Source organism: Streptomyces sp. CC228A, from assembly GCF_021390935.1.
In the GTDB taxonomy this organism is placed as follows: domain Bacteria; phylum Actinomycetota; class Actinomycetes; order Streptomycetales; family Streptomycetaceae; genus Streptomyces.
Genome location: NZ_JAJPUI010000002.1, coordinates 1 through 17,101, shown reverse-complemented (window position 1 = coordinate 17,101; position 17,101 = coordinate 1). Strand labels below are relative to the sequence as shown.

The following is a 17,101-nucleotide window of genomic DNA, read 5'->3' as shown; positions in this document are numbered from 1 at the left end:
TTGCTCGCGTCCACTGTGTTAGTTCTGAAGTAACGAACTCCCTTTGCCGGTTGAGTTGTTATCTTCATAGTGTTTCGGTGGTCATAGCGTTAGGGAAACGCCCGGTTACATTCCGAACCCGGAAGCTAAGCCTTTCAGCGCCGATGGTACTGCAGGGGGGACCCTGTGGGAGAGTAGGACGCCGCCGAACAATTTGTGGGGGAGCCCCGCACCTTATGGTGCGGGGCTTCCTGCATTTCCGGACCTGCTGGCCTCCTGGTCAGGGCTGCCATCCGTCGCGCCCGTCACTCGGGCCGGCGCGGTCGCCACCGGGCGCCAACGGAAAGCCCCCCGCCGGGGATCGGTCCACCTCGCCCGCCAGCCCGGCCGGCTCCCAGCCACTCTGGCCCCGCCCCGGGCAGGCACCGCGAGGCCATCGCGTAGCCCCACCTGTGGCATGCCCCCGGAAGCCGGCGTGACAGCCGTCACTTTCGGCCCCAGAGGCGGTGGATGGTGCGGAGCGGGTCGGCTTTCGGGGTATGATCTATTCCGTTGCCGCGAGGGAAACCCCGCGAACGACAAGCCCCTATAGCTCAGTCGGCAGAGCGTCTCCATGGTAAGGAGAAGGTCAACGGTTCGATTCCGTTTGGGGGCTCAGAACGAACGAAGGCCCCCCGCCACACGGCGGGGGGCCTTCGTCATGCCCGGCGGAAGGTACCGACGGGCGGGCTACTGGTGGTGCGGCTCCGGCACGCGCATGGTGAGGATCGCCATGTCGTCGGACGCCGGCTCCGCGGCGAAGCGCTCCACGGCCCGCAGGACGCGGGCGGCCACCGCCCCGGCCGTCAGGCCCGTACACGAGCGCAGGACGTCCGCCAGGCCGTCGTCACCCAGCATGCGGGCACCCTCGCGGCGCTCCGTGACCCCGTCCGTGACGCACAGCAGGACGTCGCCCGGGTCCAGGGACACCGTCTGCTCGTACAGCTCCAGGTCGTCCATGACGCCGAGCAGCGGCTGAGGGTCAGCGGCCGGCTCCACCGTGCCGTCCTGGCGCAGGCGCAGCGGCAGCGGGTGCCCGGCGCACACCACCTTCAGCAGGGCGCTGCCGTCCTCCTGCGGCCACAGCTCGCCGTACAGCAGGGTCAGGAAGCGGCTGCGGGCGCCCTCGTCGAGGATCGCCGCGTTCAGGCGCTCCAGCACCGCCGGGCCGCCGAAGCCCTCGCGGGCCAGCAGGCGCAGCGCGTGCCGGGCCAGCCCCGTCACGGCCGCCGCCTCCGGGCCCGTACCGCACACGTCGCCGATCGCGAAGCCGTACGCCTCGTCCCGGATGGGGAAGACGTCGTAGAAGTCGCCGCCCACCTCGTTGCCCTCGCCTGCCGCGCGGTAGATGACGTCGACCTCGACGCCCGGGATCTGCGGCAGGCCCGGCGGGAGCAGGCTGCGCTGCAGGGACTGGCTGATGGACACGCGCTCGCTGTAGAGCCGGGCGTTGTCCAGGGCCAGTGCCGCACGGCGGGACAGGTCCTCGGCGAGCTCCAGGATCTCCTGGCGGAAGTGGTCGTCCGCGGGCTTGCCGAGCGTCAGCATGCCGATGACGCGGTTGCGGGCCACCAGGGGCAGTACCACCGTCTCCCCGCCGACGGCGGTCGCTGTGTGCAGCGTCGTGGCGATGCCGGAGGACAGCGGGGCCGACGCCTCCTGGCCCAGCTCCTGCACGGACGCGCGCAGGGCGGCCCGGTGGGCGGCCTCCGCGGGGGCGTTCCACACGCGGGCGCCCGGCGTCGGCACCGGCTCCGGGGGCGCGATGGACGACAGGAGCTCCTTCAGGCCGTCGATGCGCTCCTCGTCCTCGTGCAGCACGTACGACAGATACGGATCGGAGGACTGGTCGGCGATCGTATAGACGGCGCACCAGGTCGCCAGGGTGGGGACCGTCATCTGCGCCATGAGGGCCAGGGTCTGGTCCCGGTCGAGCGTCCCGGCCAGCAGGTCGGACGCCTCGACGAGGAAGCTGAGGGAGCCGCGGCGCAGCCGCTCCAGCTCGCCGAGCCGGGCCGACTCGACGGCCAGGGCGATGCGGTCGGCGGCGAACTGGAGGCGCAGGGCCTCCTTGTTCGCGTAGCGGCGCGGAGCCTCCGCGGCCACCCCGAGGGAGCCCGTCAAACGGCCCTCCACCTTCAGCGGCACGGTGACGACGGACCGCATGCCCGTGCCGCTGAGGAGCGGCACGGCCCCCGGGACGGCCGCCAGGTCCTCGTGGACGGCCGGCATGCGGGCGGAGGCGTACCGGCTGGTGCCCGCCTCGACGGGGACGCGGGCGAAGCGCTGGCGGGCCGAGGGCAGCCCCGTGGAGGCGCGCACCTCCAGCTCGGTCTCGTCGTCCGTGGCGAGGAGCAGGAACGCGGCGTCGCCGTCCAGCATGTCCCGGGCGCGCTCCACCGTGCGCTGCAGGAGCCCGTCGAGGTCGTCGGGGGCGGGGGAGCCGATGAACACCTCGAACGGGTCGGCGCTGCGGCCCTCGCCTGACGCGTCGCCGCCGGCGGAGGCGGTGGCCCTGGCCGGGGTCTGCAGGACGGCCCGCTCGTCGTCGCGTACGAGCAGGCAGACCGTCGACGGCTCGCCCTGGGTGTCGCGGACCCGCAGGTGGGACGCGTACACCGGGAGCACGCGGCCGTCGGCGCCGCGCAGGCCGTAGCTGCCCTCCCAGCGGGACAGCTGCAGCGCCTCGGCCAGGCCGGTGCCGGTGCCGGGGGTGTGCGGCCAGGCCGCGAAGTCGCCGAGCTGCTTGCCGACGACCTGGTCCGCGGCGTAACCGAAGAGGCTCTCCGCATCGTCGTTCCACGCGGTGATCGCGCCGGACGGGTCGACCTGGAGGACGGCGACGCGGACCCGCTCGTCGGCCACGGGCAGCAGCGCGGTGGGCACGGCGGGGCCCGCGTGGCGGGTGCCGACCGGGCGCTCCGGCAGGTCCAGCTGGAACCAGACGTTCTTGCTGGCGGGGGAGTAGTCGACGCCCCAGCGGGAAGCGAGGGCGGAGCACAGCAGCAGGCCGCGGCCGTTCTCGCGGTCGAGGGCGGCGACGGGCCGGCCCGCGCCCTGGAGCGGCACCTCGCGCTCGGGGTAGTGGTCGGCGACCTCGACCCGTACGCCCTGCTCGGTGCGCAGGCACAGGACATCGGCCGCGGTGCCGGCGTGGATCACGGCGTTGGTGACGAGTTCGCTGGTCAGGACCACGGCGTCGTCCACCACGTCACCGTGTCCCCAGCCTTGGAGGGTGTCCCGGACGAAGGCCCGGGCGGCCGCGACGGACCGCCCCACAGGTTCGAAGCTGGCAGCCGCCCGCGCGGTGATCACAGAACTCCTCGTACGCGTCTCGACGCCCGGCTCCGCCATGATCGGCCTGCCCCTCCCGGTACCCGGTGGTCGTGTTGCGCCGTGCCCGCCCCCGCCGGGCGGACCGGGGCGGTTGGACAGCCGCATGCCAGGTTACTTACCTTCGCAGTCCGGGCGGATGGTGGTCACCGCTGTTTCCGTCCCCCGGGTGCGGGGACGGTATGCGAAGCTGCCGAACTGTTATGGCCTGGTTGGGTTGCAGTGAAACACTGGGAAGGCTTCCAGCTACAGCCGGGGCAGGGGCCCGGCGACGGGCGTCCGGCAGTGGTTGCGGAGCGCGAGCATCCGAGTACGAACCAGGGCAGTACGGTCGACCCTTGCGGGAGGGACACGGTGGAGTCTGGCGTGGCGGCGCGAGGCGGCAGCACGCGCGCGAAGGGCGGACGGTCCCGGAGCAGCAGCGGAACCGTCGAGGTGGACGCCGCTGCACTGGAGCGGCTGCTGGCGGCGCTGGTGTCGATGCGCGACGGCAATTTCCGCAGGCGGCTCACCGTGACCGGCGAGGGGACGATGGCGGAGATCGCCGCCGTCTTCAACGAGGTCGCGGACCGCAAGCTGCATCTGACCGGTGAGATCCAGCGGGTACGGCGCGTGGTCGGCCGCGAGGGCAAGCTCGCGGAGCGGCTGGAGGTGGGCGCCAGCGAAGGCGCCTGGGCGACGGCCATCGAGGCGGCGAACGCCCTGGTCGACGACCTGACCCGGCCGGTGTCCGAGGTGGGCCGGGTGCTGGCCGCCGTCGCGGACGGCGACCTGCAGCAGCGGATGGAGCTGCGCTCCGACGCGCAGGACCAGGCGGGGCGGCCGCTGCGCGGCGAGTTCCTGAAGGTCGCGAGGACCGTGAACAACCTCGTCGACCAGTTGTCGACGTTCACGGACGAGGTCACACGGGTCGCCCTCGAAGTGGGGACGGAGGGCAAGCTCGGCGGGCAGGCGCAGGTGCGCGGGGTGTCCGGGTCGTGGAAGGACCTCACGGACTCCGTCAACACGATGGCGTACCGGCTCACCGCCCAGGTCCGCGACATCGCGCTGGTGACCACGGCCGTCGCCAAGGGCGACCTGTCCCGCAAGGTCACGGTGCATGTGGCCGGCGAGATGCTGGAGCTGAAGAACACCGTCAACACGATGGTGGACCAGCTGTCCTCGTTCTCCTCCGAGGTGACGCGGGTCGCCCGGGAGGTCGGTACGGAGGGCGAGCTGGGCGGCCAGGCCGAGGTGCCGGGCGTCGCGGGCGTGTGGAAGGACCTCACGGACTCCGTCAACACGATGGCGGGCAACCTCACCTCGCAGGTGCGCGGTATCGCGGAGGTGACGACGGCGGTCGCGAACGGCGACCTGTCCCAGAAGGTCACGGTGAGCGCGCGGGGCGAGGTCGCGCAGCTCGCGGACACCATCAACCAGATGACCGAGACGCTCCGCACCTTCGCCGACGAGGTGACCCGGGTCGCGCGGGAGGTCGGCGTCGAGGGGCTGCTGGGCGGCCAGGCGCAGGTGCCGGGTGCGGCGGGGACGTGGAAGGACCTGACGGATTCGGTCAACACGGCGTTCCGGAACCTGACGGGTCAGGTGCGGGACATCGCGCAGGTGACGACGGCGGTGGCGAACGGCGACCTGTCGCAGAAGGTCACCGTCGATGTCGCGGGCGAGATGCTGGAGTTGAAGAACACCGTCAACACGATGGTGGACCAGCTGTCCGCGTTCGGCTCCGAAGTGACGCGTGTGGCACGCGAGGTGGGTGTCGAGGGCCGGCTCGGCGGTCAGGCGGAGGTGCCGGGTGCGGCGGGGACGTGGAAGGACCTGACGGATTCGGTCAACACGGCGTTCCGGAACCTGACGGGTCAGGTGCGGGACATCGCGCAGGTGACGACGGCGGTGGCGAACGGCGACCTGTCGCAGAAGGTCACCGTCGATGTCGCGGGCGAGATGCTGGAGTTGAAGAACACCGTCAACACGATGGTGGCGCAGCTCTCGTCGTTCGCCGACCAGGTGACGCGGATGGCGCGGGACGTGGGCACCGAGGGCCGGCTCGGCGGCCAGGCCCGCGTCGACGGCGTGTCCGGCACGTGGAAGGAGCTCACCGACTCCGTCAACTTCATGGCCGGCAACCTCACCTCGCAGGTGCGGCAGATCGCCCAGGTGACGACGGCGGTGGCGCGGGGCGACCTGTCGCAGAAGATCGACGTGGACGCGCGCGGCGAGATCCTGGAGCTGAAGAACACCATCAACACGATGGTCGACCAGCTGTCCGCGTTCGCCGAGCAGGTGACCAGGGTGGCCCGCGAGGTGGGCACCGACGGGCGGCTCGGCGGCCAGGCGCAGGTGCCCGGCGTGGCCGGTGTGTGGCGCGACCTGACGGACTCGGTGAACGGCATGGCCGGGAACCTCACCGCCCAGGTCCGTAACATCGCCCAGGTCGCCACGGCGGTGGCGCGCGGCGACCTGTCGCAGAAGATCGACGTGGACGCGCGCGGCGAGATCCTGGAGCTGAAGAACACCCTCAACACGATGGTGGACCAGCTGTCCTCCTTCGCGGAGGAGGTGACCAGGGTGGCCCGCGAGGTGGGTACGGAGGGCATCCTGGGCGGCCAGGCCGAGGTGCAGGGCGTCTCGGGCACCTGGAAGGACCTCACCCAGTCCGTCAACTCGATGGCGAACAACCTCACGTCGCAGGTGCGCAACATCGCCGAGGTGACGACGGCGGTCGCGCGCGGCGACCTGTCGAAGAAGATCACCGTCGACGCGCGGGGGGAGATCCTCGACCTCGTCACCACGGTGAACACGATGGTCGACCAGCTGTCGAACTTCGCGGACGAGGTGACCCGGGTGGCCCGTGAGGTGGGCACCGAGGGCATCCTCGGCGGCCAGGCCCGGGTGCGCGGTGTCACGGGCATCTGGAAGGACCTCAGCGACAACGTCAACGTGATGGCCAACAACCTCACCTCGCAGGTGCGCAACATCTCGCGGGTGTCGTCGGCCGTCGCCAACGGCGACCTTACGAAGAAGGTCACCGTCGAGGCGCGCGGCGAGGTCGCCGAACTCGCGGACACCGTGAACACGATGGTGACCACGCTGTCGTCGTTCGCGGACGAGGTGACCCGGGTGGCCCGTGAGGTGGGCACCGAGGGCGAGCTGGGCGGCCAGGCCCGGGTGCCCGGGGTGTCGGGCACCTGGAAGGACCTGACCGAGTCGGTGAACTCGATGGCGTCCAACCTCACCGGCCAGGTGCGCCAGATCGCCGCCGTGACCACCGCCATCGCGAAGGGCGACCTCACCAAGAAGATCGACATCGACGCCCGCGGGGAGATCCTCCAGCTGAAGAACACCATCAACACGATGGTCGACCAGCTGTCCTCGTTCGCCGAGGAGGTCACCCGGGTGGCCCGTGAGGTGGGCACCGAGGGCATCCTCGGCGGCCAGGCCCGCGTCCGGGACGTCGACGGGACGTGGCGCGACCTGACCGAGTCCGTGAACGAGATGGCCGGCAACCTCACCCGGCAGGTGCGCGCCATCGCGGCCGTCGCCACCGCGGTGACCCGCGGCGACCTCAACCTGAAGATCGACGTGGACGCGTCCGGGGAGATCCAGGTCCTCCAGGACAACATCAACACCATGATCGCCAACCTGCGCGACACCACCCTCGCCAACGAGGAGCAGGACTGGCTGAAGGGCAACCTGGCCCGGATCTCCGGCCTCATGCAGGGCCGCCGCGACCTGGACGACGTGGCCTCGCTGATCATGAGCGAGCTGACGCCGGTGGTCTCGGCGCAGCACGGGGCGTTCTTCCTGGCGGTGCCCACCGGCGGCGGCACCGAGCCCGGCGGCGACGAGGACGGCGCGTACGAGCTGCGCATGCGCGCCAGCTACGGCTACTCCGCCGGGGCCATGCCGACCGCCTTCCGGCCCGGCGAGACCCTCATCGGCACGGCGGCCGAGGAGAAGCGCACCATCCAGGTCAACGTGCCCCCGGGCTACCTGAAGATCGCCTCCGGTCTCGGGGAGGCCGCGCCCGCGCACGTGATCGTGCTCCCGGTGCTGTTCGAGGGGAAGGTCCTCGGCGTGATCGAGCTGGCGTCGTTCCAGCCGTTCACCCAGATCCAGCGGGACTTCCTCAACCAGATCGCGGAGATGATCGCCACGAGCGTCAACACCATCAGCGTCAACAGCAAGACCGAGGTCCTGCTGCAGCAGTCGCAGGAGCTCACCGAGCAGCTCAAGGAGCGGTCCGCGGAGCTGGAGAGCCGGCAGAAGGCGCTCCAGGAGTCCAACGCCGAGCTGGAGGAGAAGGCCGAGCTGCTGGCCCGCCAGAACCGCGACATCGAGGTGAAGAACACCGAGATCGAGGAGGCCCGGCAGGTGCTGGAGGAGCGGGCGGAGCAGCTCGCCGTGTCCATGCGATACAAGTCCGAGTTCCTCGCCAACATGTCGCACGAGCTGCGCACCCCGCTCAACTCGCTGCTCATCCTGGCGAAGCTGCTCGCGGACAACGCGGACGCCAACCTGTCGCCGAAGCAGGTCGAGTTCGCCGAGACGATCCACGGCGCGGGCTCCGACCTGCTCCAGCTGATCAACGACATCCTCGACCTGTCGAAGGTCGAGGCGGGCAAGATGGACGTCAGCCCGACGCGGATCGCGCTGGTGCAGCTCGTCGACTACGTGGAGGCCACCTTCCGGCCGCTCACCGCGGAGAAGGGCCTCGACTTCTCCGTACGGGTCTCGCCGGAGCTGCCGGCCACGCTGCACACCGACGAGCAGCGGCTGCTGCAGGTGCTGCGCAACCTGCTGTCGAACGCGGTCAAGTTCACCGACACGGGCGCCGTGGAGCTGGTGATCCGCCCGGCGAAGGCCGACGTGCCGGCGTCGATCCGGGAGCAGCTGCTGGAGGCCGGCTCGCTGAGCGACCCGGACGCGGACCTGATCGCGTTCTCCGTGACGGACACCGGCATCGGGATCGCCGCGAGCAAGATGCGGGTGATCTTCGAGGCGTTCAAGCAGGCGGACGGGACGACCAGCCGCAAGTACGGCGGCACCGGGCTCGGCCTGTCGATCAGCCGGGAGATCGCCCGCCTGCTGGGCGGCGAGATCCACGCGCAGAGCGAACCGGGCCGCGGCTCGACCTTCACGCTGTACCTGCCGCTGCACGCCAACGAGCTGCCGCCGCACGGGTACGGGCCGAGGGCGCACGCCCCGCAGGAGCCGCTGCCCGGCGGGGCCGAGGAGGCGGGTGCCGCCGCGGCCCCGCAGCCGAAGCCGCAGGCCCCCGGGCGGACCGCGCCGGCTGCGGCGGTGCCGGGAACGGAGCCCGCGCCGCAGGTCCAGCCCCCGGGCGCGCGGCCCGCGGGCGCCGGGTCGGGCGGCGGGCTGGCGCGGCACCGGCGCCGGACGGCGGGCACGGCGCAGCGGCGGCCCTCGCTGCCCGGGCAGGGCGTGCCGGGAGCCGACCGGAACGGCGGCCAGGAGACCGGGACGGCCGGCCAGGAGGCGCCGGAGCCGAGGCGCAGCTTCCAGTTCGGCGGTGAGAAGGTGCTCATCGTCGACGACGACATCCGCAACGTCTTCGCGCTCACGAGCGTGCTGGAGCAGCACGGTCTGACGGTGCTGTACGCGGAGAACGGCCGGGAGGGCATCGAGGTGCTGGAGCAGCACGACGACGTGGCGGTCGTGCTCATGGACATCATGATGCCGGAGATGGACGGGTACGCGACGACGACGGCGATCCGGCGCATGCCGCAGTTCGCCGGCCTGCCGATCATCGCGCTGACGGCGAAGGCGATGAAGGGCGACCGGGAGAAGGCCATCGACTCCGGGGCCTCCGACTACGTCACGAAGCCCGTCGACCCGGACCACCTGCTCTCCGTGATGGACCAGTGGATGCGCGGAGCGTGATCGCCTGAGGGGGACGGAAGCGGGCAGGCCGCACGCGTGAGGCGGGCGGGGCCGGGACCTCCGGCCCCGCTTCGGCTGACGACGTGTGAGACCCCGGCATCCGGGGAACCTTCTGGTCTCGCGCCGCGTTTCCGGTACGTGCACAGTGACATCGCGGTGACAGGGTGTGGCGACAGGTGGGGTGCGGCTACCATGACCGGCACAAGGACGGACGGCGGAAGGGAGTCGTCCCCTGGGGCGGCGCCCGGCCAACTGCCGGGGCGAGGAGGACGGGCCATGGTGCAGAAGGCCAAGATCCTCCTGGTCGATGACCGGCCGGAGAATCTGCTGGCGCTGGAGGCGATCCTCTCCGCGCTCGATCAGACGCTGGTCCGGGCATCGTCAGGGGAGGAAGCGCTCAAGGCGCTGCTGACGGACGATTTCGCGGTCATCCTGCTGGACGTCCAGATGCCGGGGATGGACGGCTTCGAGACGGCCGCGCACATCAAGCGGCGGGAGCGGACCCGGGACATCCCGATCATCTTCCTCACCGCGATCAACCACGGCCCCCACCACACCTTCCGCGGCTACGCGGCGGGTGCCGTCGACTACATCTCCAAGCCCTTCGACCCGTGGGTGCTGAGGGCCAAGGTCTCCGTCTTCGTCGAGCTGTACATGAAGAACTGCCAGCTCCGCGAGCAGGCCGCGCTGCTGCGGCTGCAGCTGGAGGGCGCGGGCGGCGGCCAGAGCCCCGCGGCAGCCAAGGAGTCCGCCGGGGTCCTCGCCGAGCTGTCCGCGCGGCTCGCTGCGGTCGAGGAGCAGGCGGAGGCGCTGTCCAAGCAGTTGGAGGGGGAGAACGCCGACGCGGCGGCCGTCGCCACCGCCGCCCACCTGGAGCGCAAGCTCACCGGGCTGCGGCGGGCACTGGACGCCCTGGAACCCGGCACCGGGAACGGCGGCCCGCAACCCGAGTGAGCAGCGCGTCAGGGACCCGCTGCCTGCCGCCTCCTGAAGAACGGTCAGCAGTCACGTCACCCTCCCGGCACTCCGGGAGCGACACGAACGGGTGAAGCAGGCGGACGCGTGTCCCCCGCCGCTCACACCGGTAACCTCACCCCCATGGCCTCACGTACGTCCGGCAAGGGTTCCCAGGACACGGCGGGCACCGCGAAGCCGCGCGCCGGCCGTACGACCGGCGGCGCCGCGAAGAAGGCGGCACCCGCGAAGCCCTCCGCCAAGAAGTCCACCGCGCGCCCCGCACCCGCCAGGAAGCCCGCGGTGAAGAAGGTCCCCGCCAAGAAGGCCGCGGCGGCGAGGCCCGCCCCGTCGCCGACCGGCGGGGTCTACCGGGTCGTCCGGGCCGTGTGGCTCGGCCTCGCCCACGCCCTGGGCGCGATGCTGCGGGGCATAGGGCGCGGAGCCAAGGGCCTGGACCCCGCGCACCGCAAGGACGGGCTGGCGCTGCTGCTCATCGGCCTCGCCCTGATCATCGCCGCCGGCACCTGGGCCAACCTGCAGGGACCCGTCGGCGACCTCGTCGACATGCTGGTCACCGGCTCCTTCGGCCGGCTCGACCTGCTCGTCCCGCTGCTCGTCGGCGCCATGGCCGTCCGGCTGATCCTCCACCCCGAGAAGCCCGAGGCCAACGGCCGTATCGTCGTCGGCCTGTCCGCACTGGTCGTGGGCGTGCTCGGGCAGGTCCACATCGCGTGCGGCGCTCCCGGGCGGGACGCGGGCGCGCAGGCCATGCAGGATGCCGGCGGCCTCATCGGCTGGGCGGCCTCCACCCCGCTCGTGTTCCTGATGAGCGAGGTCCTCGCCGTACCGATGCTCCTCCTGCTCACCGTGTTCGGGCTGCTCGTCGTGACGGCGACCCCGGTCAACGCCATCCCGCGGCGGCTGCGCGCCCTCGGGGAGCGCCTCGGTGTCGTCGAGCCGCGCGAACGCGTGGCGGGCGGCGACGACCTGCGGTACGACGAGCAGTGGCGCGACGCGCTGCCGCCCGCTCCCGCGGTCGCGCCGGCGCCTCCTCGGCGGCCGGCGGGCACGACCCGGAGCAGGCGGAGGAGGAGGCGCTGTCCCGGCGCCGGCGGCCCCGTACGCGCGGGGCCGGCGCCGCCGGTGCGGCGGCACCCGGCTTCGAGCGGTCCCCGGACGCCGTCGACCTCGCCGCGGCCGCCGCGGCCGACCTGGACGGCGCCGTCCTCAACGGCATGCCGCCCTCGCCGCTGGTCGCCGACCTGACGCGGGACGTCACCGCCGACCGGGACAGGGCCCGCGGCGCGGCGGCCGAAGGAGCGCCCGCGGCCGTACCGCCGGCGCGCGGGGGCGCGCAAGGGGGCGCCAGGGGCCGCGCCGCCGGGGGCGGTGCCGGATCTGACGAAGCCCGCGCCTGTACGGGACGAGGACCGGCCGCTGCCGGCGCGGGCCGAGCAGCTCCGGCTGTCCGGGGACGTCACCTACGCGCTGCCCTCCCTGGATCTGCTGGAGCGCGGCGGTCCGGGCAAGACCCGCAGCGCCGCCAACGACGCCATCGTGGCGTCCCTGCGGAACGTGTTCACCGAGTTCAAGGTCGACGCCGACGTCACCGGCTTCACCCGGGGCCCGACGGTCACCCGGTACGAGGTGGAGCTCGGCCCCGCCGTGAAGGTGGAGCGGATCACGGCGCTGACCAAGAACATCGCCTACGCCGTGGCCAGCCCGGACGTGCGGATCATCTCGCCGATCCCCGGCAAGTCCGCCGTCGGTATCGAGATCCCGAACACCGACCGCGAGATGGTCAAGCTGGGCGACGTGCTGCGGCTGGCCGAAGCCGCGGGGGACGACCACCCGATGCTGGTGGGGCTCGGCAAGGACGTCGAGGGCGGCTACGTGATGGCCAACCTGGCGACCATGCCCCACGTGCTGGTCGCCGGCGCCACCGGCTCCGGCAAGTCGTCCTGCATCAACTGCCTCATCACGTCGATCATGATGCGGGCCACCCCGGAGGACGTGCGGATGGTGCTCGTCGACCCGAAGCGGGTGGAGCTCACTGCCTACGAGGGCATCCCGCACCTGATCACGCCGATCATCACCAACCCCAAGCGCGCCGCCGAGGCCCTCCAGTGGGTGGTGCGCGAGATGGACCTGCGCTACGACGACCTCGCGGCGTTCGGCTACCGGCACATCGACGACTTCAACGCCGCCGTGCGCAGCGGCAAGCTGAAGACCCCCGAGGGCAGCGAGCGCGAGCTTCAGCCGTACCCGTACCTCCTGGTCATCGTGGACGAGCTGGCGGACCTGATGATGGTGGCCCCGCGGGACGTGGAGGACGCGATCGTCCGCATCACGCAGCTCGCGCGGGCCGCCGGCATCCACCTGGTGCTGGCCACCCAGCGGCCGTCCGTCGACGTCGTCACGGGCCTGATCAAGGCGAACGTGCCGTCGCGGCTGGCCTTCGCCACCTCCTCGCTGGCCGACAGCCGGGTCATCCTCGACCAGGCGGGCGCGGAGAAGCTCATCGGCAAGGGCGACGGGCTGTTCCTGCCGATGGGCGCCAACAAGCCCGTGCGGCTCCAGGGCGCCTTCGTGACGGAGGAGGAGGTCGCCGAGGTCGTCCGGCACTGCAAGGACCAGATGGCGCCGGTCTTCCGGGACGACGTCACCACCGGGACCAAGCAGAAGAAGGAGATCGACGAGGAGATCGGCGACGACCTGGACCTGCTGTGCCAGGCGGCCGAACTGGTCGTCACCACCCAGTTCGGCTCCACGTCCATGCTGCAGCGCAAGCTCCGCGTCGGCTTCGCGAAGGCCGGACGGCTGATGGACCTCATGGAGTCGCGCGGCATCGTGGGGCCGAGCGAGGGGTCCAAGGCGCGGGACGTACTCGTGAAGCCGGACGAGCTCGACGGGGTGCTGGCGGTCATCCGAGGCGAGGGCGGCGACTGAGGAAGCGCAGAAAGGGAGGGTTCCGTCACCGGTCCGTGACCGTCGTCCCGGCCGTGTCCCACCCGTAAGGGAACTGTGAGCAACCGTTTCCCGTGGACGATCGTCAAGTTGGACGAGGGAGCGCACAATATGTGTCTCCCCCGGACAGCGCTGCGGGCCGCCGGCCATTCCGATGGCGTACAAACGGCGTCCGCCCGGTTGCTCCACCCTTTCGCACCACCCCTAGACTGAACCTCCAGCAGGTGGCTACACGCTCGAAAGGCGCCCTCGTGTCCATCGGCAACTCCCCCGAAGACGACCGGCCTTCGACCCCCGACCCGATCGAGGACGACCGGCCCTCGATCGGCCGCGCCCTACGGCAGGCCCGCATCGACGCCGGGCTCACCGTCGAGGAGGTCAGCAACTCCACCCGTGTGCGCGTCCCCATCGTGCACGCGATCGAGGAGGACGACTTCTCGCGGTGCGGCGGCGACGTGTACGCCCGCGGCCACGTCCGCACGCTCGCCCGAGCCGTGGGCCTCGACCCCGCGGCGCTGGTCGAGCAGTACGACGCGGCGCACGGCGGCCGTCCCGCCCCCACCCCCGCCGCCCCGCTGTTCGAGGCAGAACGCATCCGGCCCGAGCGGCGCCGGCCCAACTGGACCGCCGCCATGGTCGCCGCGATCGTCGTGGTCATCGGCTTCGTCGGCTTCACGCTGTTCGGCCGCGACGCCGGCGGCGCGAAGTCCGTGGCCGAGGGCCCGGCCGTGACGCCCAGCACCGCGCCCAAGACGGTCCGTCCCACGCCCCCCGAGCCGACCCCGCCCGCCCCGTCAGAAAGCGCGATCGCCGCCGTGCCGCAGGACAAGGTGACGGTCAAGCTGACCGCCATCGACGACAAGAGCTGGATCTCCGCCAAGGCCCGCGACGGCAAGCTGCTCTTCGACGGACTGCTCCTGAAGGGTGACTCCAAGACCTTCCAGGACGACGAGCGGCTCGACCTCATCCTCGGCAACGCGGGGGCGATCGAGCTCTTCGTCAACGGCAAGAAGGTCGAGGACGAGTTCGCGCCGGGCGCCGTGGAGCGCCTCTCCTACACCAAGGGCGACCCGCAGGCCGGCTGAGCCCGACCCTTTCCGCGGGCGCCCTCCTCAGGCCCCGCCCGGCCCCCGCCCGACCGGGGGCCGGGCGGGGCCTGAGCGGTGAGAGGGGTGACACACGGGGCCGCGGGGCCGGCGGCGGACCTGTGCGCCGGACGGGCTGCCGGGACGAAGTAGTCTTGAGTCCATGCCCGAACGCCGTACCGTCGCCCTTGTCACCCTTGGCTGCGCCCGTAACGAGGTGGACTCGGAGGAGCTCGCAGGCCGCCTGGCAGCGGACGGCTGGGAGCTCGTCGAAGACGCCTCCGACGCCGACGTCGCCGTCGTCAACACCTGCGGATTCGTCGAAGCCGCCAAGAAGGACTCCGTCGACGCCCTCCTGGAGGCGAACGACCTCAAGGACCACGGCCGCACCCAGGCCGTCGTCGCCGTCGGCTGCATGGCCGAAAGGTACGGCAAGGAGCTCGCCGAGGCGCTGCCCGAGGCCGACGGCGTGCTCGGCTTCGACGACTACGCCGACATCTCCGACCGCCTCCAGACCATCCTCAGCGGCGGCGGCCACGCCGCCCACACCCCCCGCGACCGGCGCAAGCTGCTCCCGCTGAGCCCCGTCGAGCGCCAGGGCGCCGCCGCCTCCGTCGCCCTGCCCGGCCACGGTGCCCCGCAGAGCGCCGACGCGCCCGGCGCCCCCGCGGTGGAGGACCTGCCGGAAGGCGTCGCACCGGCGTCCGGGCCGCGCGCCCCGCTCCGCCGCCGCCTGGCCGCGAGCCCCGTCGCCTCCGTGAAGCTGGCCTCCGGCTGCGACCGGCGCTGCTCCTTCTGCGCCATCCCGTCCTTCCGCGGCTCCTTCGTCTCCCGCCGCCCCGGCGACGTGCTGAACGAGACGCGCTGGCTCGCGGAGGAGGGCGTGAAGGAGATCATGCTGGTCTCCGAGAACAACACCTCGTACGGCAAGGACCTCGGCGACATCCGCCTGCTGGAGACCCTGCTGCCGGAGCTCGCCGCCGTCGACGGCATCGAGCGGATCCGGGTCAGCTACCTGCAGCCCGCCGAGATGCGGCCCGGCCTCATCGACGTCCTCACGTCGACGGAGAAGGTCGCCCCCTACTTCGACCTGTCGTTCCAGCACTCGGCCCCCGCCGTGCTGCGCGCCATGCGGCGCTTCGGCGACACCGACCGCTTCCTGGAGCTCCTGGACACCATCCGCGGCAAGGCGCCGCAGGCGGGCGTGCGGTCCAACTTCATCGTCGGGTTCCCCGGCGAGTCCGAGGAGGACTTCGCCGAGCTCGAACGCTTCCTCACCCACGCGCGGCTGGACGCCATCGGCGTCTTCGGCTACTCCGACGAGGACGGCACCGAGGCCGCCACGTACGGGGACAAGCTGGACCAGGAGCTCGTCGACGCGCGGCTGGCGCACCTGTCGCGGCTCGCCGAGGAGCTCACCGCGCAGCGCGCCGAGGAGCGGCTCGGAGAGACCCTGGAGGTGCTCGTCGAGTCGGTCGAGGACGACGGCGCGGTGCCGCTCGACGAGGACGAGTACGCGGCCGCAGGCCGCGCCGCCCACCAGGCGCCCGAGACCGACGGGCAGGTCCTCTTCACGACGGACGCGGGCCTCGCGGTCGGCCGCATGGTCAGGGCCAAGGTGGTGGGCACGGAAGGCGTCGACCTGGTGGCCGAGGTGATCGACGTGGCCGAGGAGGCGGGCAGATGACCGGTGTCCCGGCGTCCGCCGCGGGCGGAACGGGGAGGAAAGCGCCCGGAGGCAAGCTGGGGGCGGCCGCGGTCAACCAGGCCAGCCTGTGGAACATCGCCAACATCCTCACCATGATCCGGCTGGTGCTGGTGCCCGGCTTCGTGGTGCTGCTGCTCCAGGACGGCGGCTACGACCCGGCCTGGCGCGCCTGGGCCTGGGCGGCCTTCGCCGTCGCCATGATCACGGACGTGTTCGACGGCCACCTGGCCCGCACGTACAACCTCGTCACGGACTTCGGGAAGATCGCGGATCCGATCGCCGACAAGGCGATCATGGCGGCCGGCCTGATCTGCCTGTCCGCGCTCGAAGAGCTGCCGTGGTGGGTGACCGGCGTGATCCTCGCCCGGGAGCTCGGCATCACCCTCATGCGGTTCTGGGTGATCCGGCACGGTGTCATCCCGGCCAGCCGCGGTGGGAAGGTGAAGACCCTGGCCCAGGGCACGGCGGTGGGCATGTACGTGCTCGCGCTCACCGGCCCGCTCGCCACCCTCCGCTGGTGGGTGATGGCCGTCGCCGTGGTGCTCACCGTGGCCACGGGGCTCGACTACGTGCGTCAGGCGATCGTGCTGCGCCGCAGGGGCCTGGCCGAGGAGCGGGAGCGGCAGCAGGCCGCGGCCGCTCCCGGCGCGGACGCCTCCGCGGACGCCGAGACCCCCGCGGAGCCGCTGCGGTGACTCCGGGCAGATGCCCTCGCGGGCGCTTCGCCGTGTGGTGCGACTGCGAACGCATGGCGACACCAGGCAGGTGGCCGCAGGATACGGCCGCTGCGGGCGACGCTGGCCAGAAGGTGTGGGACCCGCGCAGACGCAGCTCGCCTGGGCGGAACTACCGTCGGCGGACCGGCTGGGCCGCCGTAGCGCTACGGTGGGCCACCGCGGCGTGACGCCGGTCATGCGGCGCAGTAAGGGAAGTACCGCGTCCGTGCGACAGGAGGTGTCATAGCCCGAGCCACGACACGACCCCCGCCTGGTGGAGCTGATCGCCCGGGCCGACGACCGGGGCCTGGCGGCCTCCGCGCTCGCCTGCCTGGACCGCTGCCTGCCGCTCCTCGTCCCGGAGGCCGCCGACCAGCTGCGCCCCCTGTGGGTGGGCGTCGCGCGCGGCGGGGACG

At 72.1% G+C, this 17,101-nt stretch carries 6 protein-coding genes, 1 tRNA gene, 1 rRNA gene and 1 pseudogene; 8 read left to right on the top strand and 1 reads right to left on the bottom strand.

Annotation, left to right across the window (positions count from 1 at the left end):
* Nucleotides 1-73 precede the first annotated feature (73 nt).
* Nucleotides 74-190, top strand: a 5S ribosomal RNA gene (rrf, locus tag L6E17_RS05555).
* A gap of 371 nt (nucleotides 191-561) precedes the next feature.
* Nucleotides 562-634: transfer RNA gene (locus L6E17_RS05550), tRNA-Thr, on the top strand.
* Nucleotides 635-708: 74 nt separating this feature from the next.
* Here L6E17_RS05550 and L6E17_RS05545 read toward each other — a convergent pair.
* Nucleotides 709-3,372 carry a SpoIIE family protein phosphatase gene (locus tag L6E17_RS05545; protein WP_236239683.1) on the bottom strand — a complete coding sequence of 888 codons (2,664 nt, stop codon included), beginning with the start codon at nucleotides 3,370-3,372 and terminating at the stop codon, nucleotides 709-711.
* Nucleotides 3,373-3,705: 333 nt separating this feature from the next.
* Between L6E17_RS05545 and L6E17_RS05540 the strand changes: the two genes are divergently transcribed.
* From L6E17_RS05540 to pgsA, 6 genes and pseudogenes are all read left to right on the top strand, one after another.
* Nucleotides 3,706-9,252, top strand: a complete 5,547-nt coding sequence (locus L6E17_RS05540; RefSeq protein WP_236239682.1) for a HAMP domain-containing protein — start codon at nucleotides 3,706-3,708, stop codon at nucleotides 9,250-9,252.
* Nucleotides 9,253-9,528: 276 nt separating this feature from the next.
* The gene (locus L6E17_RS05535; RefSeq protein WP_236239681.1) at nucleotides 9,529-10,206 is read left to right on the top strand and encodes a two-component system response regulator; all 678 of its coding nucleotides are present in this window, start codon (nucleotides 9,529-9,531) and stop codon (nucleotides 10,204-10,206) included.
* Nucleotides 10,207-10,350: 144 nt separating this feature from the next.
* Nucleotides 10,351-13,158: pseudogene (locus tag L6E17_RS31380) on the top strand (DNA translocase FtsK).
* 269 nt (nucleotides 13,159-13,427) lie between these two features.
* Nucleotides 13,428-14,261: a helix-turn-helix domain-containing protein gene (locus L6E17_RS05520; RefSeq protein WP_236240369.1), complete on the top strand. Its 834-nt coding sequence runs from the start codon at nucleotides 13,428-13,430 to the stop codon at nucleotides 14,259-14,261.
* Nucleotides 14,262-14,424: 163 nt separating this feature from the next.
* A complete protein-coding gene (gene rimO, locus L6E17_RS05515; RefSeq protein WP_236239678.1) occupies nucleotides 14,425-15,948 on the top strand; it encodes a 30S ribosomal protein S12 methylthiotransferase RimO in 1,524 nt (507 codons plus the stop codon).
* Nucleotides 15,945-16,664 (top strand): CDP-diacylglycerol--glycerol-3-phosphate 3-phosphatidyltransferase, encoded by a 720-nt coding sequence (gene pgsA / locus L6E17_RS05510; RefSeq protein WP_236239677.1) that lies wholly within the window; start codon nucleotides 15,945-15,947, stop codon nucleotides 16,662-16,664. Before rimO ends, pgsA begins: the two co-directional genes overlap by 4 nt.
* Nucleotides 16,665-17,101: the final 437 nt, after the last annotated feature.